Source organism: Aurantimonas sp. NFXS3 (assembly GCF_049132005.1).
GTDB lineage: Bacteria > Pseudomonadota > Alphaproteobacteria > Rhizobiales > Rhizobiaceae > Aurantimonas > Aurantimonas coralicida.
Genome location: NZ_JAGDDZ010000003.1, coordinates 157,895 through 177,018 on the forward strand (window position 1 = coordinate 157,895; position 19,124 = coordinate 177,018).

Below are 19,124 nucleotides of genomic sequence, written 5' to 3' on the forward strand. Positions count from 1 at the left end.
TTCAGCGAATCCCCTTCGAGACGACGCTCGCCATCTCGTCGGCGGCCGAGATCACCTTGGAGTTCATCTCGTAGGCGCGCTGGGCCGAGATCAGCTCGGAGATTTCCTTCACCGGATCGACGTTGGAATCTTCCAGATAGCCCTGCTGGATGGTGGCGTAGCCCTCGTCGCCCGGCACGCCGGCCGTCGGGGCACCCGATGCGATGGTCTCGCGGAACAGATTGCCGCCCTGCGCGGCAAGGCCGGCATTGTTGGCGAAGGTGGCGAGGGTCAGCTGGCCGAGCTCTTCCAGATCGGCGGCACCGCCGACGCGGGCGAAGACCTGGCCGCTCTCGTTGACGATGACCTCGCTGGTGTTGGCCGGCACGGTGATCGCCGGATCGACCAGCAGGCCGTCGAGGGTCACGAGCTGGCCGTCGCCATTGGTGTTGAAGGCACCGTCGCGGGTGTAGAGGATCTCGCCGCCCGGCCCCTGGACCTGGAACCAGCCTTCACCGTTCAGGGCGAGATCAAGCTTGTTGCCGGTCTGGTTGAGCGTGCCCTGGATATGAAGGTTGCGGATGGCCGCAAGCCGCGTACCGAGGCCGAGCTGGGCGCCCTCGGGCACCACGCCCTGTCCGCCGCGGGCTGCGACGCCCTGTGCGCGCTCGACCTGGTAGAGCAGATCGGTGAACTCGGCACGGGCCCGCTTGAAGCCGGTCGTGTTGATGTTCGCGATGTTGTTGGCAATGACCTCGACATTGGTCTGCTGCGCATTCATGCCGGTCGCGGCGATCGCAAGGGCTCGCATCGGATGCTTCCTTCAGGACGGTGTACCCGGTCCCCGTCGATACGGGGCGCCGTGGAAAGTTTCAGGTGGCGGAGACCGCCGGATCAGATCGCCATCCGCGACAGTTCCATGTAGGCGCTGACCGCCTTGTCGCGGATCGAGACTGCGGTCTGCAGCGTCCGCTCGGCTTCCATGACCGCCTCGACGACGGCCTGGGTGGTCGCCTGGCCGTTGATTCCCCGGATCGAGGTGGCCTCGGCGGACTGGACGGTGGTGACGGCGTCCTTGGCGATCTGCGACAGGACGGCGCTGAAATCGGCGCCGGCGCCCTGCGGGGTCGCGGTTGCGCCGGTGGTGGCGAGGCCGGCATCCACGCTGCCGGTCTGGATGCGGGGCAGGCTCGCTCCGATAGCAGGAATCATGGTCAGCTCCTCAGCAGGTCGATGGTCATGTTGATGATTTCACGCGCCTGCTTCACCACCTGGATATTGGCTTCGTAGGAGCGGTTGGCTTCGCGCATGTCGGCCATCTCGACCAGCATCCGCACATTCGGCATCTTCACGTAGCCGTCGGCATTGGCGGCCGGATTGCCGGGATCGCTTTCCAGGATGAACGGCGTGTCGTCGCGGCCGACCTTGTCGACCGAGACCATCTGGGCGCCCGAGACCCGGTCGAGCTCGCTCTGGAAGCTGACCATCTTGCGCTGATACGGGTCGCTGCCGGGCGTCGTGCCGGTGGTCTGCGCATTGGCGATGTTCTCGGAGACGATGCGCATGCGCGTCGACTGCGCCTGCAGGCCGCTGGCGGCGATCTTCAGAGACGAGAGCAGTGGATCGGCCATCGGATTATCCCTTCGCGGACATGATGAGCATGCGGTGGAACGACTTCACCACCGACGTGCCGAGGGCGTATTCGCGCGATACTTCGCCGGCCTTCAGCATTTCCTGCGGCAGGCTGACGGAGTTGCCCGAATGCTTGACGCTCCAGGGCATCTCGTTGACAACGTCGGAACTGCCGCCCGCACTGTCCATTGAGGCCAGATGCATGGACTGCGACCGCGACATGCGCAGCGCCGTGGCGTCGAGCGCCTCGGTGAAGGACGAGAGATCCTTGGAGGTGTAGCCGGGCGTGTCGACATTGGCGACGTTCTCGGCGACCACCGTCTGGCGCTGGGCCAGATAGGCGGTGCGCTGCGATGCGAGCCCGAAGATGTAGAGACTATCCATGACGATCCGCGCTGAAAACTTGCGACGGGTCCAGCCTTAGGACGAGGCGCTTGTCCGAAGCTTGATGGATCGGCAGGAACGACTTGGAATGAAACGGCAGGGGGAAAGTATTGCCCGCAGGAGGCCATAATCCCGCATCCGCGGCATGGCGCGCGGAGCGGGGCTGGTGCGGGACTTGCGGAGGGGGATCGGAGCGGTCCGCCGGACAGCCCGGATCAGGACGCGCGCGGCTTCAGATGCGCGTCGTGGATGGCGTTTTCCAGACGCTCGACGCCCTCGTCGGGGCAGGCCGGGCTGTCGAAGGAGATGTAGGTGATGTCGACGGCCGCGGTGGCGGCGCCCAGCTCGAGCTGGAAATGCGCGGTCACGCCGTCATAGACGAATTCCAGCGCCAGGCAGACGATCGGCACCGTGCCCCACGACACCCGGACATGGCCGGAATTGGCGAAGCGCAGGACACCCGGCTTGAGAAACAGCTCCGCCGAGGAGGTCACGATGTCGGACAGATTGCCGTAGCGCTCCAGTCGCAGGAAGGCGATGTAATCGACCACTTCGACCAGCCGCAGCTCGGCGGCGACTTCCTTGATGCCTTCGGCGAGCGCGCGCTCCCGGGACAAGGTCCTGTGCTTGCGAATATCCAGCATGGCTACGCTGTAGCAACTCCTACCTTGGATCCCGTGCGGGAGTGGAGGAAATAGATGATCTCAGCGATCGCCTTGAAGAACTGGGGCGGAATCATCTGATCGATTTCGACATGATCGTACATCGACCTTGCCAAGAGCTTGTCTTCGATTACCGGAACATCGTTGGCTTCGGCGATTTCACGAATTTTCAGCGCGACCAGATCGGCGCCCTTGGCGACGACCATCGGAGCGCCGCCCTCTTCGCGATTGTAGCGCAGCGCGATCGCGTAATGGGTCGGGTTGGCGATCACCAGGGTGGCCAGCGGCACGTCGGCCATCATGCGGCGGCGCACCCGGTCGCGACCGATCTGGCGCTGGCGCGCCTTGATCTGCGGGTCGCCCTCCGCCTGCTTGTTCTCGTCCTTGATTTCCTGCTTCGACATCATCAGGTCGCGGCGCCAGTGGAACCGGGTCATGGCCAGGTCGGCGGCGACGAGCACGATGGTGGCGATCGAGATGCCCGACAAGAGCTTCATCGCCATCTGCAGGATCAGCTCGGGCACCAGCACGGGGTCCGCGAACATGGCCTGCATCATCGTCGGGAAGCTCGACACGAGCAACATGCTGACGACGACGCCGATGGTGATGAACTTGAACACCGCCTTGCCGAACTCCGTCAGCCCGCGCAGGCCGAAAATGCGCGTGAAGCCGGATGCCGGCGACACGTTCGACCATTTCGGCCGAATGCGCTCGATATTGATCTGGGGCGGATTCTGCAGGACGGAAGAGATGACGCCGCCGGCGACGAAGAGCCCTGCGGCCGGCAGGATGAACCAGACGGCCTCGCGGGCCAGCATGTGCAGGACGTGTAGAGCATCGGCACTCGTATCCAAATCCCACTGGAGCGGGTTCTCGAACGTCGTCTGCAGCGACAGCAGGAGGCGCTGGACGCCCTCACGGGCCTGCAGCGCGATGAACGCCATGATGGCCAGAAGCGAGGCCAGAATAGGCGCTTCCCGCGAAACCGGAAGGTTGCCCTTCTCGACCGCGTCGCTGATCTTCTTCTCGGTCGGGAACTCTGTTTTTGAGGATTTGTCCTCGCTATCCGACACTGGCGATTAAGCTCCGCAGGTGTTGACGTTCAGTGAAGAGAACGGCTTTCCCGGCCGATGACGGGAAAGCCGTGGAGGACACGCGGCGCTTTCGCGCCGCTATGCTTCGGATTCGCCGTGCAGATCCAGCTTGCCCTGGCTCCACAGCTCGAGCGCCGTGCTGGCCACCTGGCGGCGGGCGCGATCGATGTCGGCCGCCGGCTTTTCGTCGCCGCGCTTGAACTCGGCCTCGACCATGCGCCGCGAACGGGCGCTGAGCGAGGACAGTGCGGCCTCCTTCAGCTCTTCGCTGGCGCTGACGAAGGCGGTGATGATCACCTCCGTGTCGATCGCATCGAACAGCACCATGCGGGCGCGCTTGTCGAGCGCCACGATGTCGTCGAAGGCGAAGAGCAGGTTGCGGAGCTTCTCGGCATCCTTCGGCGAGGTCTGGTCGAGCATCACGATCAGGTCGTCGGCATGGCTCTTCGACATGCGGTTGACGATGTCGGCGAGGATCGTGTGGCTGCTCTGCTGCTCGCCCCTGTCCGGCGACGCCAGATAGGCCTGCCGCAGATGGACCTCGAGCAGGCGCTGCACCGGCCGCGTCAGCGACTTCAGCGTTAGCACCCGGCGCATGACGTCATGCCGGAAGGCCGGATCGAACTCGCGGGCGACGGTCGCCGCCGTATCGGGCCGGATCTTCGACAGGAGCACGGCCACGACATGCGGGTGCTCGCGCGACAGCCGCGGCGCGAGGATCTCGCCCTGCAGCTCGGCGACCGAATCCCAGACATTGCGGGAATCGCGCTCGGCAGCCTTCGCGCCGTCGTCGCCTTCGCCGGGCGACACCGAGAAGATCGTCTCGAATTCTTCTTCCGACAGCGATTCCTTGAGCAGATTGGTCATCTGCTGGGATGGCGCGTCCAGCCCCGGCGCCTTCTTGAAGGCGTCCTGGAACTCGTCGACCAGCTCGGCGATCTGTTCGGGCGTGACCGATTGCAGACCGGCCGCGCTTTCCTTCAGAAGCTTGATTTCGCTGGCGGAGAAATGCTTGAGCAACCGGGACGTGCCGGGTGCTCCGAGGGTAAGGAGCAGAACAGCCACGCGGGCCTTGCCGCTTGCCGGCAGTTCCGGAACGTTATCCTGAAAAGCGGCGATCATCGACATGATCGTCAGGCTGCCCGCTGGTTCTTGGCGGCAATGCGCGCGCCCGGCTTGGCGACCTCGGTGAGGGTAACGCCGAAGCGCTGCTCCTCGTTGTCGAGGACGACGATCTCGCCGCGGGCGATGACACGACCGTTGATGATCACGTCGACCGGATCTCCGACCTTGCTCTCCAGCTTGACCACCGCGCCACGACCCAGGTCGAGCACTTCGGCGACGGTCATGCTGGTCGAGCCGAGCACGATGTGCATCGTGACCTGCAGATCCTTCACCAGGTCCAGATCCATCCGGCCGGTGCCCAGGTCAGCGCTGCTGGTGGCGAAGTTGTCGTCGGTCATGGCGTTTTCGTCCTTGGGTCTTCAGCCGTCCGCATCATGCGAGGGCCGTGTCACACGGGAGTGATCAATCCGATTTAACCGGCCAGACTGGCGTGAAGCCTGCGATCGGTCCATTCGCCTGCCGGCGGCAGGACGCGATGGACGCGGCTAGCCTCCGCACGGCGCGGCAGCGCGTCCGCCTCGGCGACCAGCCGGTCGAGCCGGTCGGTGGCGTCGTCGGCTTCGGCAATCCGGAATTCCAGGCGGCGCAGCGTCTCGACGCCCTCGTGCTTCAGCCCGACGACCACTTCGGCGGCGCGGGTGATCGAGGCATCGGCCTGAGCCAGCGAGGCGGAAAGCGCGCTTTCCGAGGAGCGCAGGGTCCGCAGCTCGCGCTGCATGCGGGTGCAGCGGAACGCCGTCACGACCAGCGCCACGACGAGAGCGAAATCAAGCAGATAGGATATCATCAATAAACTCCTCGGCGGGGTCGATGCGCTCTTCGATGCGGACGACGTAGGAATCGCGCGAGCGGCCCATATGGGCACGGAACAGCGGCTGGTCCTCGCATTCGATGGCGATCAGGCTGTTGGCGCTGACATCCAGCGGAATGGTGTCGCCAACGGCGAAGCCGGCTATCGTTCCCAGGTCGATCTTCTTCTTGGTGACGATGGCACTGAGACGAAGATCGCTCTTGGCGAAGCTTTCCTTGATGGCGTTCGACCAGCTTTCCTCGCGATCCGGCGGCGGCATCTTCGGCGGCTCGCGCAGGAAGCGGAGATGCGGCGCAAAGAGCGCGCCCGGCAGGGCGAAGGTGATCGTCGTCGACAGCGAGGCGACCGTCAGATCGAAGCGGAACAGGATGAACCGGTCGGTCTCGCCGGCCAGCTGCTCGCCGAGTTCGGCCGCGTTGATGATGTTGCCCACCGACAGACGCAACTCGCCGATCATCTCGAACACCGACAATGCGGAGTCGGCGATCGTCGCCAGCCCCAGCTTGACGATGCTGCGGTCAAGATCGGTCGGCGTGCGCGGCGGGGTTCCCGGCGGTGACGGCTCGGCGGCGAAGAGCGCGGAGATCAGGGCCTCCAGCGCCTCGTGGTCGAGCATCGCATAGCCGGGGCTGCGAAAACGCGGCGAAGACAATGGCGCGTACATGGTGCCGTCGTCTTCGGCCTCGTCGAGCTCGGGACCGAAATCCGACTCCACCTCGCGAAGCGTCAGGTCGAGGCTCGCGCCGGCGATCGCGGAGATCTTGGTCGCGGCCGAGGCGGCCCAGGTCTCGGCCATGTGCTTGAGGCGCGGCAGGCGCCGGGGTTCGAATTCGGCGGCATTGCGAAGGCGTTCGCCGACATCCGCACCGCTGATCTGTTCGGTCTGGCTCATCGGATCAGGCTCCACCGCCGATGGTCTCGGTCTCGACCTGGTCGATGGACGGGCGGTCATAGGCAGAGATGGTCTTGCGGCCGTATTCGAGGGCGACCTGCGGAATGGCGCCGTTCATGTAGGCGATCAGGGTGGAGCGCACGATGACGAAGACGCGGATGTTCTTCTCACGCACCGACTTCACCTTGGTGGCGACCGGGCCGACCACGCCATAGGAGAAGAAGATGCCGGCGAAGGTGCCGACGAGGGCGGCGCCGATCAGGTGGCCGAGCACTTCCGGCGACTGGTCGAGCGCGCCCATGGCCTTGATGACGCCGAGAACGGCGGCGACGATGCCCAGTGCCGGCAGGCCGTCGGCCATGTCCTGGAGGGCGTGTTTGGGCTTGAGCCGGTCCGAGGAGATCGTCTGGATCTCTTCTTCCATCAGCGCCTCGATCTCGTGCGGACGGGCGTTGCCGATGATGATGAGGCGGCAATAGTCGCAGATGAAGTGGACGAGCGACTCGTCCTTCATCAGCTCCGGATAGGCCTGGAAGATCGGCGACTCCTTCGGCTCGTCGATATGCGCCTCGACCTCGCCGCGCGACTTGGAGCGCATCTCGCGCATCAGCTGATGCAGGAGGGCCAGCACCTTCAGATAGTCGTTCTGCGTGGGCACCTTGTTGGCGAAGGCTTCCTTGACCGCCTTGCCGGTGTCCTTGACCACCTTGGTGGGGTTGGCGACCAGGAAGGTTCCGATCGAAGACCCGAGAATGATGACGTACTCGAACGGCTGCACGAGAACGCCGAGATGGCCACCCATGGCGACGAAGCCGCCGAGAAGGCAGCTCAAGGTGACGATCAGTCCGACTACAATGCCCATGCGGCCCCCGAATGCGAATGTTGCAGACCACCGGTAGGAAGTACCGCTTGTGCGAGCCTTGCCCCCGCACCAATCCGGCGGCGCTGGCGGGCGGATCGGGCTGGAACGACGCGTGGCGACAGGCTGGCGCAAGGGTGAGACCGGATTTTCACGGCATACATTCTTCTACCGGAGGCCCGTATGCCGGCCGCAACCAACCGATCGACCCTCAAGCGCCGCGATATGGCCGGCGCCATCGTCCGCATGGCCGGACGGGCCCGCATCGAGCGCGTTCTTGACCGGTCGGCCCTGTCCGCCGGTTCGGCCCCCACTTCCGGTCTCCTCCAAGACAGTCGGGATATCTGACGATGGAAACTGCTCTCCCAGTCGCCCTGTCGGCGCAGCTCGCCATGTCGAAGCGCCTCGACACCATTGCCCACAACGTCGCCAATTCGCGCACGACGGGCTTTCGCGCCGAGGAGATCAAGTTCGAGGAGCTGATCTCGCTCAGCGCGCCCGAGCCGGTCTCCTTCGCCTCCGAGGGCACCACCTATTTCTCCACCCGCTCCGGCGAGATGACCCAGACCGGCAACCCGCTGGACATGGCCGTGGACGGCGACGCCTTCTTCGCCTTCCAGGGACCGAACGGGCCGGTCTACACCCGCGACGGTCGCATGCGGATCAATGCCCAGGGCATGGTCGAGACGATCAGCGGCTATCCGCTCGTCGATGTCGGCGGCGCGCCGCTGCAGGTCGATCCGAATGCCGGCCCGGTGACCATCACCCGCGACGGCATGATCACCCAGAACGGCGCCCAGGCGGGTGCTGTCGGCCTGTTCCAGCTGCCGGCCGGCGCCAAGCTGACGCGCTTCGAGAATTCCGGCCTGATCCCGGATCGCGCCGCCGTGCCGATCGTCGAATTCGCCGATGTCGGTGTGATTCAGGGCTTCCAGGAAGGCTCGAACGTCAATCCGATGCTCGAGATCAGCCGGCTGATCTCGCTGCAGCGCGCCTTCGAGAACGCGTCCAACCTCGTGCAGAGCTCGGAGCGCACGCTGGATGACGCGGTCAAGACGCTCGGGACGAACTCGTGACGGCTGCGCCGACCTCCGGTTCCGGCCAGACCCGGCTCGACGATCATTGCCTGTCGATCACCGGCCACATCATCGACGTGTCGCCGCAGGCCTTCCGCGTCGCGGGCCTCTCGCCATTCGTGCGGCTGGGCGACCGCATCGCCTGCCCGGGCAATGATGGCGATGCGATCGGCGAAGTGGTGCGCATCGAGCAGGGCAGCCTGACCGTCAAACCCTTCGCCAACCGCTTCGTGCGCGGCGTCAAGGCGCCGGCCCGTCAGATCGGGCCCTTCATGGTCTCGCCCTCGCGCAGCTGGAAAGGCCGCGTTCTCGACGCCTTCGGCCGGCCGACCGACGGCAAGGGCCCGGTAACCGAAGGCGACGATCCGCGCCGCGCCGACGCGCCGCCGCTTCCCGCCATGCAGCGTGGCCGCACCGGCAAGCCCGTCGCCACGGGCGTGCGCGCCCTCGACATCTTCACGCCGCTCGTCCGCGGCCAGCGCATAGGCATCTTCGCCGGTTCCGGCGTCGGCAAGTCGACGCTGATGAGCATGCTGGCGCGCGCCAAGGGCTTCGACACCGTGGTGGTCGCCCTGGTCGGCGAGCGTGGCCGCGAAGTGCGCGAATTCCTCGAAGAGACCATGGCCGGCAATCTGTCCAAGGTCGTCACCATCGTCGCCACCGGCGACGAGAGCCCGATGATGCGGCGCCTGGCGCCGCGCACCGCCACCAGCGTCGCCGAATATTTCCGCGACCGGGGCGACAGCGTCCTCTTGATCGTCGACAGCGTCACCCGCCTCGCCCATGCCGCCCGCGACGTGGCCCTTGCCGCCGGCGAGCCGCCGGTTGCGCGCGGCTATCCGCCGAGCGTCTTCTCCGAACTGCCGCAGCTCCTGGAGCGCGCCGGACCGGGGCTCGAAGGCTCCGGCTCGATCACCGGCATCTTCTCGGTGCTGGTCGACGGCGACGATCACAACGATCCCATCGCCGACGCCATCCGCGGTACTCTGGACGGCCATATCGTGCTGGACCGCGCGATTGCCGAACAGGGCCGTTTCCCGGCGGTGGACGTCCTGAAATCGATCTCGCGCCTCGCCGACCGGGCCTGGAACCCGCAGGAGCGCGAGCTCGTCAGCCGCCTGCGCAGCATGATCTCGCGATACGAGGACACGCGGGATCTGCGTCTCCTCGGCGGTTATCAGCGGGGCAGCGACCAGACGCTGGACCAGGCCGTCGATCTGGTGCCGCATGTCTACGAGCATCTTGTCCAGCATCCGGAGGAAGGGCCCTGCAAGCAGCCCTTCGAGGATCTGAGCGCGCGGCTGAAGAAGAGCTTCCAGCCGCCCGCTCCGGTCGTGCCCGCAGGGCCGGGCAAGCCCGCCGTAGGCTGATCGGCACCCTTCTGTGACATTCAGCCATAGCTGAACGATTTGTCTTCGTTCAGTCTTGATTGAACGGCCCGGCGCACGTATCTGCGCCGGATGAACATCGTCCTCGATCACCAGTCCGTCCCGGCCGACGACGGCAGCGCCGTACGCGCGCATTTCGTCGACCGCATGGGCCACCATCTCGAAGTGGAAGGCCTGCCGCGGATTGCGGGCCGTCTGTTCGGCTATCTGATCCTTGCGCCCGAACCGGTGAGCTTCGGCGCGCTGGCCGAAACGCTCGGCGTCAGCCGCGGTTCGATCTCGACCAATGCCCGGCTCCTCGAAAGCAAGGGGCTGATCGAGCGGATGGCCGTGCCGGGCGAGCGCCAGGACTTCTTCCGCCTCGCCGAGCGCCCTTATGCGAACATGATGCGCGGCATCATCGCGCGGATGCAGGACATGCTCGCCACCCTTGCCGAGACCGCCGATGCCCTGCCCGGCGACGCCGCCGTCGAGCGTGCCCGGCTCGAGGAGGCACGCCAGTTCTTCGAAACGTCGGTCTCCGCCTTTGCCGACATCGCCGCGCGCCTGGCCGATCAGCCTGTGCCCGCGCAAACCCCGGACGACCGATGACCAGCACCGACGAAAACCGGACGCAGACACCGGCCGCCGACACCGCGCGCCCCGCCAGGGAACCAAGGTCCTATGCCGGCTGGCTGGCGACCCTCTTCGTTCTCGCCCTCGTGGCGTGGATGGGCTCAGGCTATCTCTACCCTGCCGAGGACACCGCCACGGCGCCGCAGGCGCGCCAGCAGCAGCCCTTCACCGTCGAGGCCTTCGCCTCGAACGCCACGGCGGTGACCCAGTTCGTCGCCGCCGAGGGTCAGGTCTCGCCCGACCGCATCACTCCGGTGCGCGCCAAGGTCGGCGGCACGGTGGAAGAGGTGCTCGTCGCCAAGGGCGATTTCCTCGAGGAAGGCACGCTGATCGCCCGGATCGCGCTCGACGATCGCAGCGCCCAGGTTGCCCAGGCCGAGGCCGAGCTGTCGCGCCGCCAGGGCGAGTACGACCGGGTCTCGGGCCTGGCCGATCGCGGCTATTCGACCGCCGCCGAAGTCGAGGCCGCGCAGGCCGAACTCGCCAGCGCCAAGGCGGCGCTTGCAGCGATCCGGCAGACCACCGGCGACACCGAGATCCGCGCGCCGATCACCGGCGTGCTCGACGCCTTCGACCTCGATCTCGGCGAATTCGTCGCCGCCAGCGCTGAGGTCGGCCAGCAGATCGACATCGATCCCCTGACCGTCGACGTGCAGATCGCCCAGCAGAATGTCGGCAAGGTCCGGGTCGGCCAGCCGGCCGCCGTCACCTTCATTACCGGCGAGGCGCGCGAGGGCACGGTGCGCTACATCGCGGCCAATGCCGATACCGCCACCCGGACCTTCCCGGTGGAGGTCGTGGTCGAAAATCCCGACCGCGACATCCCGGCCGGCATTTCGGCGCAGGTCCGCATCCCCACCGGCGAGACGCCGGCGCATTTCATCTCGGCGGCCCTCCTGGCGCTCGGCCCGGACGGCACGCTCGGCGTCAAGGCGGTCGGCGAAGATGACGTCGTCAGCTTCCACCCGATCGAACTGGTGCGCGCCGAGACCGACGGCATCTGGGTGAGCGGACTGCCGGACGAGCTGCGCATCATCTCGGTGGGCCAGGGCTTCGTCGCGGCCGGCGAGACCGTGCGCGTCGTGGCGCCCGAACCGGGTAAACCGGGTGAGCCGGACACCGCAGCAGATCCGCAGGTGGAGCTTCCCGAACCGGCCCCCGACATCGTCGGCGAAACCGCCAGCGAACAGGGAGAGGGCGACGGCGGGATCGTGGCGCAGGGCGATGCCGACGCCGACATGCCGGAGGCCGCGACCACCGAAGAGAGCACGGAGACCGCCGCCGAGATCGAAGCGTCGCTGGAGGCCCTGCCGGTGCGGGCGCTGCAGCAGCGGCTGGAAACGCTCGGCTATTCGCCCGGCACCGTCGATGGCGTTCTTGGCGCATCGACGCGTTCGGCGATCCGAGCCTATCAGCGCGACAACGGCATGGAGGTGACCGGCGAGGTGACGCCGGCGCTGGCGGGCGCCTTGCTTTTCGACGATGCCGCGGAGAGGGGCCAGTGAGAGCCCTTATCGACGCCGCCTTCGACCGGTCACGCACGGTCCTCCTGTTCCTCATCCTGGTGCTGATCGCCGGTATCGCCGGCTATCAGGCAATCCCGAAGGAATCCTCGCCCGACATCCCGATCCCGGTGATGTATGTCAGCGCGGTGCTGGAAGGCATCTCGCCGGAGGACAGCGAGCGCCTGCTGGTGCGGCCGCTGGAGACCGAACTGTCGTCCCTCTCCGGGCTCGACGAGATGGAGGCGCACGCCTCCGAGGGCTTCGCCTCGGTGCAGCTGAAATTCGAGGCGGGCTTCGACGCCGACGAGGCACTGACTGACGTCAAGGACGCCGTCGACCGCGCCAAGCCGAACATGCCGGCCGAGGTCGACGAGCCGGTGGTCACCGAGGTGAACACCTCGCTGTTCCCGATCCTGACCGTCGTCCTGTCGGGGCCGATCCCCGAACGCTCGCTGGTCAATATCGCCGGCGACCTCAAGGACGATCTGGAAGCCCTGTCGGGCGTTCTGGAGATCGACATCGGCGGCGAGCGCGAAGAGCTGATGGAGGTCCTGATCGACCCCACGGTCTTCGAGACCTACAATCTGTCCTTCGACGAACTGGTCAGCCAGATCAGCCGCAACAACCGGCTGATCGCCGCCGGCGCGCTCGACACCGGGGCCGGACGCATCGTCCTCAAGGTGCCCGGCCTGATCGAGGACGCGCAGGACGTGCTCGACCTGCCGATCAAGGTCGACGGCTCGACGGTTCTGACCTTCAAGGACGTCGCCATCGCGCGGCGCACCTTCGAGGACCCGGAGGGCTTTGCCCGCATCGACGGCGAACCGTCGCTGGCGCTGGAAGTGAAGAAGCGCTCCGGCGCCAACATCATCGAGACGGTGGACGCCGTGCGCGAGGTGGTCGCGCGCCAGAAGGAAGCCTGGCCCGAGACGGTGAGCGTGCGCTACCTGCAGGACGAGTCCGAGCAGGTGAAGACCATGCTCGGCGACCTGGAAAACAACGTCATCTCGGCCATCGTCCTGGTGATGATCGTCATCGTCGCGGCGCTCGGCTTCCGCACCTCGGTGCTGGTCGGCCTGTCGATCCCGGGCTCCTTCCTCGCCGGCATCGCGATCCTCTGGCTCGCCGGCTACACGATGAACATCATCGTCCTGTTCTCGCTGATCCTGGTGGTCGGCATGCTGGTCGACGGGGCCATCGTCACCACCGAGCTCGCCGACCGGCGGCTTCTGGAAGGCGCCTCCCCGCGCGAGGCCTATCGCCAGGCCGCCAAGCGCATGGCCTGGCCGATCATCGCCTCGACGGTCACGACGCTCGCTGTGTTCCTGCCGCTTCTGTTCTGGAGCGGGATCGTCGGCGAGTTCATGAAATTCCTGCCGATCACGGTGATGATCACCCTCGCCGCATCTTTGTTCATGGCGCTGGTCTTCATTCCCGTGCTCGGCGGCATGATCGGCAAGGCCCAGCCGATGCCGGCGCGCCAGCGCGCGGCCATCGAGGCCGCCGAGACCGGCGACATGTCGCAGATCGGCGGCTGGACCGGCACCTATCTGCGGGTCCTGCGCAGCGCCGTGAAGGCGCCCTTCGCCACGTTCGTCATCGCCACCGTCCTGCTCGTCGGCGCCTTCTACGGCTATTCGCAGCACGGCAAGGGCGTCGAGTTCTTCCCGTCGATCGAACCGGAATTCGCCCAGGTGCAGATCCGCGCCCGCGACAATTTCTCGATCTTCGAGCGCGACGCGCTGGTGCGCCGGGTCGAGAACCGGCTGCTCGGCATGGAGGAGGTGCAGACCGTCTATGCCCGCACGCTGAGCGAGGGCGGCGCCCGCCAGGTCGGGGCCGACGTCATCGGCACCGTCCAGCTCGAGCTCGACGAATGGGACGAGCGGCGCAAGGCGACGGCGATCTTCGACGACATCCGCGCAAGGGTCGCCGACATTCCCGGCATCACGGTCCAGGTGCAGCAGGAGCAGAACGGCCCGGCCAGCGGCAAGCCGGTCAATCTCAAGCTGCTCGGCCCGTCGCTGGACACGCTGGCCGATGGCATCGCCACGGCCCGCGGGCTGATGGAGGAGATCGGCGGCTTCACCAACGTCACCGACACGCGCCCCCTGCCCGGCGTCGAATGGCAGCTGCAGGTCAACCGCGAGGAGGCCGCGCGCTACGGCGCCGACGTCTCGCTGCTCGGCCAGGCCGTCCGGCTGCTGACCGCCGGGATCGAGGTTTCCAACTATCGGCCCGAGGATGCCGGCGGCGACGGCGAGGTGCCGATCCGCGTGCGCTTCCCGGCCGGCGACCGCACGCTGGAGCGGCTGCAGGATCTGCGGATCCCCACCGCGCAGGGGCTCGTGCCGATCCGCAACTTTGTCTCCTTCAAGCCGGCGCCCAAGGTCGGCACGATCATCCGCATCGACCAGCGCCGGGTCATGGCAGTGGAGGCGGACGTCGCCGAGGGGCTGCTGGTCAACGACCAGATCGTCGCCCTGCGGCAGGCGCTGGAACAGGCCAGCCTGCCGCCCGGCGTCGATTTCCGCTTCGGCGGCGAGGCGGAGGACCAGGCGGAAGCGATGAGCTTCCTCGCCGGCGCCTTCGGCGCGGCGATCTTCCTGATGTTCCTGGTGCTGGTGACCCAGTTCAACTCGATCTACCAGGCGATCCTGGTGATGAGTGCCATCGTGTTCTCGACGGCCGGAGTGTTCTACGGCCTGCTCCTCACCGGCCGCCCGTTCGGGGTGGTGATGGGGGGCATCGGCGTGATCGCGCTGGCCGGCATCGTGGTCAACAACAACATCGTCCTGATCGACACCTACAACGATCTGCGGCGCTCGGGTCAGCCGCCGCTGGAAGCGCTGTTGCGCACCGGCGCCCAGCGCCTGCGGCCGGTGTTCCTGACCTCGATCACCACCGTTCTCGGGCTGATGCCGATGGTGATCGGCGTCAATATCGACTTCGTCCACCGCACCATGGCGTTCGGCGCGCCCTCGACCCAGTGGTGGACAGAGCTGTCGAGCGCCATCGCCGGCGGGCTGACCTTCGCGACGGTGCTGACGCTGGTGCTGACCCCGGCCATGCTGATGCTGGGCGAATGCCTGGTCGCCTGGTTCAAGCGCAGGCGCGGCGAGGACGTGCCAAGCCCGCTCATCGGCGATCCGCTGGCAAAGCACGCGCCGGCGCCGGCAAGCGCCGCGCCCGCCCCCGCCTGACGGAACCGCACCGGTAGCGTCGCCGCGCGCGGTCGATCGACGCGGCTCCCAGCATGCAGAAAGGCCGGGGACATGCCCCGGCCTTTCGCTTGTCCGTACTGACCGGCAGGCGGTCAGTCCATCTCGGCAGCCTTGTCGGTGACGACGCTGGTCCAGGCGCCCTCGGGCTCCTTTGTGATCACCGGGTCGGAGCCGCCCGACATCAGGACGCCGACGGTGTTGTCAGCCGCCGCCGTGTCGAGCGCGCCGTCGTCACCGAGGAGCTTGGCGATCTCGCCCATCATGAAGGTCTGGTGCGCCATGGTCTGGGCACCGGTCATGTCGTTGTCGAGAACGATCTCGGCCGCCTCTTCCGGGTTTTCGGCCGCATAGGACCAGCCCTTCATCGACGCCTTCACGAAGCGGGCATAGGCGTCCACCATCTCCGGCTTCTGCAGATCCTCCTCGAGGACATAGAGGCCGTCCTCGAGCGTCGCGACGCCCTGGTCGGTGTAGTTGAACACCACCAGTTCCTCGGCCGGGATGCCGGCGTCCAGAACCTGGCCGTATTCGTTGTAGGTCATGGTTGAGATGCAGTCGGCCTGCTTCTGGATCAGCGGATCGACATTGAAGCCCTGCTTGATGACGGTGACGCCCTCGTCGCCGCCTTCGGTCGACAGGCCGAGCTGCGACATCCAGGACAGGAACGGATATTCGTTGCCCGAGAACCAGACGCCGAGGGTCTTGCCCTTGAAGTCGGCGGGCTTCTCGATGCCGGTCTCCTTGCGACAGGTCAGCATCATGCCCGAGCGCTCGAAGGGCTGGGCGATGTTGACCAGCGCGACGCCCTTTTCGCGGGCGGCCAGCGCCGACGGCATCCAGTCGACGACGATGTCGGCGCCGCCACCGGCCAGCACCTGGACCGGAGCGATGTCGGGTCCGCCCGGCTTGATGGTGACGTCGAGATCGGCCTCCTCGTAGAAGCCTTTCTCCTTGGCGACGTAATAGCCGGCGAACTGCGCCTGGGTGACCCATTTGAGCTGCAGCGTCAGCGCATCCTGCGCCATCGCGGGCATCGCCAGACCAAGACCTGCCAACGCCACCGTGGCGCCTGCCAGTAGCTTCCTCATGCGCATTCTCCTTTGCTGCTGCGTTGCGTCGCCGCCTAGCCCTTGCGGTAGGACGGATGCCAGAAAGTCGTGATCCGCTCGATAACGGACAGAATGCCATAGGTCAGCGAACCCGCGAGCGCGGCGACCGCGATCTCGGCCCAGACCATGTCGGTGTTCATCCGGCCGATCTCGGCCGAGATGCGAAAGCCCATGCCGACGATCGGCGTGCCGAAGAACTCCGCCACGATTGCACCGATCAGGGCGAGGGTCGAGTTGATCTTCAGCGCGTTGAAGATGAAGGGCATGGCCGCCGGCAGCCGCAGCTTCAGAAGGCTCTGCCAGGGGCCGGCGGCATAGGTGCGCATCAGGTCGCGCTCCATCGCCCCGGCCGCCGACAGGCCGGCGACGGTGTTCACCAGCATGGGGAAGAAGGTCATCACCACGACCACGGCGGCCTTGGACGGCCAGTCGAAGCCGAACCACATCACCATGATCGGCGCGACGCCGACGATGGGCAGCGCCGAGACGAGATTGCCGACCGGCAGAAGCCCGCGCTTCAAGAAGGACGAGCGATCGACCAGCACCGCGACGGCGAAACCGCTTGCACAGCCGATGACGTAGCCCGCCACCACCGCTTTCAGGAACGTCTGGACGAAGTCGACCCACAGGATCGGCAGCGAGTTGGCGATCCTGACACCGATGTCGGACGGGGCCGGCAGGAGCACGATCGGCACCTGCAGCGCCCGCACCACGAACTCCCAGAGGAACAGCAGCGAGACGCCGAAGACGACCGGGATGAGTACCTGGAGCGCGACGTGCCCCGCCCGCCCCCGCGGCTCGATCGCGGCGAGACTGACGGTCAGCCGCCAGGAGGCGGCCCAGAAGGCGAGGATCGCCAGGATCAGAAGCGGGCCACGCTGGTTCACGCCGAGCAGCGTCAGGGCGGCGATCGCCGCCATTGCCGCAAGGCCGCCGGTCAGGGCGATCGCGCCGGGACCGGGGCCGGCGCCGTTCCGCGCGGCGCTCATGGCCGGGCCCCCATGCGCTTGAGCGACGCCTTTTCGCCGAGCCCGATCAGCCAGACGAGGACGCCCGCCATGATCGCAGCGGCGACGAGCGCCGACCAGATCTGGATGGTCTGGCCATAATAGGAGCCGGCCAGAAGCCGCGCGCCGAGACCGGCGACCGCGCCGGTCGGCAGTTCGCCGACAATGGCCCCGACGAGAGCCGCTGCCACGGCCACCTTCATGGAGGTGAACAGGAACGGCATGGACGCCGGCCAGCGCAGCTTGACCAGCGTCTGGCGGCGGGTCGCCGAATAGGTGTGCATCAGATCGATCAGCATCGCGTCGGGCGAGCGCAGCCCCTTCACCATGCCGACCGCGACCGGGAAGAAGGACAGGTAGGTTGAAATGATCGCCTTGGGCAGAAGGCCGGTCACGCCGACCGAATTGAGGACGACGATCACCATCGGCGCGATGGCGAGGATCGGGATGGTCTGCGAGGCGATGATCCAGGGCATCAGGCTCTTGTCGAGCGTGCGCGAATTGAGGATGCCGACGGCCAGGAGCACGCCCAGCGCGGTGCCGATGAGGAAGCCGAGCAGCGTCGAGGAGAGCGTCACCCAGGCGTGGTAGAGCAGCGAACGCGGCGAGGACGGTTTCACCCCCACCGTCGAGTTCCAGATTTCCACGACGATCTGGTGCGGCGCCGGCAACACCGGCCGCTCCGCCGACCAGGTGGCGGCGACCGTGTCGAGGGCGCCATAGGCCTCGCCGGCGCGCTCCAGCTTCACCGTCTCGGTCGCCCAGTTCATCCCGATGGCGGCGAGATACCAGATGGCGAGGATCGCCAGGACGACGGTGAGAACCGGCACGGTCCGCCCGTCGCGCATGCGCCGGCCCAGCCGCCGCAGCGGACCAGCATAGCCGATGGCCGCGCCCGGCTCGGCGATGGGGGTCGACGGCGGCGTCATCGGCACCGCTCAGTCATAGCCGTGCCCTGCCCGCAGTCCCTCGCGCACCTGGTGGGCGATGGCGAGGAATTCCGGCGTGTCGCGGATGTCGAGGGGACGGTCCGGCCCGAGATCGCAGTCGATGATCTCGTGAATGCGACCCGGCCGCGGGCTCATCACCACGATCCGTGTCGACAGGAACACTGCCTCGGGGATCGAGTGCGTCACGAAGACGACAGTCTTCCGGGTCTTGGCCCAAAGCTTCAGCAGTTCCTCGTTGAGATGGTCGCGGACGATCTCGTCGAGCGCGCCGAAGGGTTCGTCCATCAGGAGGAGGTCCGGGTCGAAGCACAGGGCGCGGGCGATCGAGGCCCGCTGCTGCATGCCGCCGGACAATTGCCAGGGATATTTGCGGCCGAAGCCGGCAAGGCCGACCAGTTCGAGATTGGCGTCGATCCGGCGTTTCCGCTCGGCCCGGTCGAAGCCCATGATTTCCAGCGGCAGTGCGACGTTCTTCTCGATGGTGCGCCAGGGATAGAGCGCCGCGGCCTGGAAGACATAGCCATAGGCCCGCGCCTGGCGCGCCTGGTCGGGCGTCATGCCGTTGACCGAGATCGATCCGCCGGTCGGCTGCTCCAGGTCGGCGATGACCCTGAGCAGCGTGGTCTTGCCGCAGCCGGACGGCCCGATGAAGGAGACGAACTCGCCGCTGTTCACGGTGAGGTCGATGCCCTTCAGCGCATGGACCGGCGTGTCGGCGGTCTCGAAGACGAGGTCGAGATTGCGGGCTTCGATGACCGGCGCGGCGGCCGCGGCAGACGGCTCGGTCGATCGGGACGTGGTCTGGCTCAAAC

20 protein-coding genes are annotated in these 19,124 nt (G+C 66.8%); 5 read left to right on the forward strand and 15 right to left on the reverse strand.

Going from position 1 to position 19,124, the window contains the following annotated elements:
* Position 1 precedes the first annotated feature (1 nt).
* The 11 genes from flgG to motA all read right to left on the reverse strand — a co-directional run bounded on the left by flgG (position 2) and on the right by motA (position 7,441).
* Positions 2 to 790: a flagellar basal-body rod protein FlgG gene (gene flgG, locus J3367_RS11010; protein WP_024350312.1), complete on the reverse strand. Its 789-nt coding sequence runs from the start codon at positions 788 to 790 to the stop codon at positions 2 to 4.
* Between the two features lie 83 nt (positions 791 to 873).
* A complete protein-coding gene (locus tag J3367_RS11015) occupies positions 874 to 1,191 on the reverse strand; it encodes a flagellar hook-basal body complex protein FliE (protein ID WP_024350311.1) in 318 nt (105 codons plus the stop codon).
* A gap of 2 nt (positions 1,192 to 1,193) precedes the next feature.
* Positions 1,194 to 1,610, reverse strand: a complete 417-nt coding sequence (gene flgC, locus J3367_RS11020; protein WP_009210354.1) for a flagellar basal body rod protein FlgC — start codon at positions 1,608 to 1,610, stop codon at positions 1,194 to 1,196.
* Positions 1,611 to 1,614: 4 nt separating this feature from the next.
* The gene (gene flgB / locus J3367_RS11025; RefSeq protein WP_024350310.1) at positions 1,615 to 1,995 is read right to left on the reverse strand and encodes a flagellar basal body rod protein FlgB; all 381 of its coding nucleotides are present in this window, start codon (positions 1,993 to 1,995) and stop codon (positions 1,615 to 1,617) included.
* Between the two features lie 215 nt (positions 1,996 to 2,210).
* Positions 2,211 to 2,612 carry a hypothetical protein gene (locus tag J3367_RS11030; RefSeq protein ID WP_228239723.1) on the reverse strand — a complete coding sequence of 134 codons (402 nt, stop codon included), beginning with the start codon at positions 2,610 to 2,612 and terminating at the stop codon, positions 2,211 to 2,213.
* A gap of 29 nt (positions 2,613 to 2,641) precedes the next feature.
* Positions 2,642 to 3,730 (reverse strand): flagellar biosynthesis protein FlhB, encoded by a 1,089-nt coding sequence (gene flhB / locus J3367_RS11035; protein WP_024350308.1) that lies wholly within the window; start codon positions 3,728 to 3,730, stop codon positions 2,642 to 2,644.
* Between the two features lie 99 nt (positions 3,731 to 3,829).
* Positions 3,830 to 4,873, reverse strand: a complete 1,044-nt coding sequence (locus J3367_RS11040) for a FliG C-terminal domain-containing protein (protein WP_024350307.1) — start codon at positions 4,871 to 4,873, stop codon at positions 3,830 to 3,832.
* An 11-nt stretch (positions 4,874 to 4,884) separates the two neighbouring features.
* Positions 4,885 to 5,214: a flagellar motor switch protein FliN gene (fliN, locus tag J3367_RS11045; RefSeq protein WP_228239722.1), complete on the reverse strand. Its 330-nt coding sequence runs from the start codon at positions 5,212 to 5,214 to the stop codon at positions 4,885 to 4,887.
* Positions 5,215 to 5,288: 74 nt separating this feature from the next.
* Positions 5,289 to 5,663, reverse strand: a complete 375-nt coding sequence (locus J3367_RS11050; RefSeq protein ID WP_421461008.1) for a hypothetical protein — start codon at positions 5,661 to 5,663, stop codon at positions 5,289 to 5,291.
* Complete coding sequence (locus J3367_RS11055) at positions 5,644 to 6,579, reverse strand: FliM/FliN family flagellar motor switch protein (RefSeq protein ID WP_024350304.1); 936 nt, start codon at positions 6,577 to 6,579, stop codon at positions 5,644 to 5,646. The genes J3367_RS11050 and J3367_RS11055 overlap by 20 nt, the downstream gene beginning before the upstream one ends.
* 4 nt (positions 6,580 to 6,583) lie before the next feature.
* The gene (motA, locus tag J3367_RS11060; protein WP_024350303.1) at positions 6,584 to 7,441 is read right to left on the reverse strand and encodes a flagellar motor stator protein MotA; all 858 of its coding nucleotides are present in this window, start codon (positions 7,439 to 7,441) and stop codon (positions 6,584 to 6,586) included.
* A 347-nt stretch (positions 7,442 to 7,788) separates the two neighbouring features.
* On the opposite strand from motA, the gene flgF reads away from it, so the two are divergent.
* The 5 genes from flgF to J3367_RS11085 all read left to right on the forward strand — a co-directional run bounded on the left by flgF (position 7,789) and on the right by J3367_RS11085 (position 15,225).
* Positions 7,789 to 8,514, forward strand: coding sequence for a flagellar basal-body rod protein FlgF (gene flgF, locus J3367_RS11065; RefSeq protein ID WP_009210361.1), 726 nt, complete (start codon positions 7,789 to 7,791; stop codon positions 8,512 to 8,514).
* Entirely contained in the window at positions 8,511 to 9,884 is a 1,374-nt protein-coding gene (gene fliI, locus J3367_RS11070; RefSeq protein ID WP_421461011.1) for a flagellar protein export ATPase FliI, read from the forward strand. Before flgF ends, fliI begins: the two co-directional genes overlap by 4 nt.
* A gap of 90 nt (positions 9,885 to 9,974) precedes the next feature.
* Entirely contained in the window at positions 9,975 to 10,493 is a 519-nt protein-coding gene (locus J3367_RS11075; protein ID WP_421461014.1) for a GbsR/MarR family transcriptional regulator, read from the forward strand.
* Complete coding sequence (locus tag J3367_RS11080) at positions 10,490 to 12,022, forward strand: efflux RND transporter periplasmic adaptor subunit (protein ID WP_421461017.1); 1,533 nt, start codon at positions 10,490 to 10,492, stop codon at positions 12,020 to 12,022. The genes J3367_RS11075 and J3367_RS11080 overlap by 4 nt, the downstream gene beginning before the upstream one ends.
* Positions 12,019 to 15,225: an efflux RND transporter permease subunit gene (locus tag J3367_RS11085; protein WP_421461020.1), complete on the forward strand. Its 3,207-nt coding sequence runs from the start codon at positions 12,019 to 12,021 to the stop codon at positions 15,223 to 15,225. The genes J3367_RS11080 and J3367_RS11085 overlap by 4 nt, the downstream gene beginning before the upstream one ends.
* Positions 15,226 to 15,338: 113 nt before the next feature.
* Here J3367_RS11085 and J3367_RS11090 read toward each other — a convergent pair whose 3' ends face one another.
* The 4 genes from J3367_RS11090 to J3367_RS11105 all read right to left on the reverse strand — a co-directional run bounded on the left by J3367_RS11090 (position 15,339) and on the right by J3367_RS11105 (position 19,122).
* Positions 15,339 to 16,334, reverse strand: a complete 996-nt coding sequence (locus J3367_RS11090; protein WP_024350298.1) for an ABC transporter substrate-binding protein — start codon at positions 16,332 to 16,334, stop codon at positions 15,339 to 15,341.
* 35 nt (positions 16,335 to 16,369) lie between these two features.
* Positions 16,370 to 17,275, reverse strand: a complete 906-nt coding sequence (locus J3367_RS11095) for an ABC transporter permease (RefSeq protein WP_421461223.1) — start codon at positions 17,273 to 17,275, stop codon at positions 16,370 to 16,372.
* 65 nt (positions 17,276 to 17,340) lie between these two features.
* Positions 17,341 to 18,291 (reverse strand): ABC transporter permease, encoded by a 951-nt coding sequence (locus J3367_RS11100; protein ID WP_187390831.1) that lies wholly within the window; start codon positions 18,289 to 18,291, stop codon positions 17,341 to 17,343.
* 9 nt (positions 18,292 to 18,300) lie between these two features.
* On the reverse strand, positions 18,301 to 19,122 hold the full coding sequence (locus J3367_RS11105; RefSeq protein ID WP_187390830.1) for an ABC transporter ATP-binding protein: 822 nt from the start codon (positions 19,120 to 19,122) through the stop codon (positions 18,301 to 18,303).
* Positions 19,123 to 19,124: the final 2 nt, after the last annotated feature.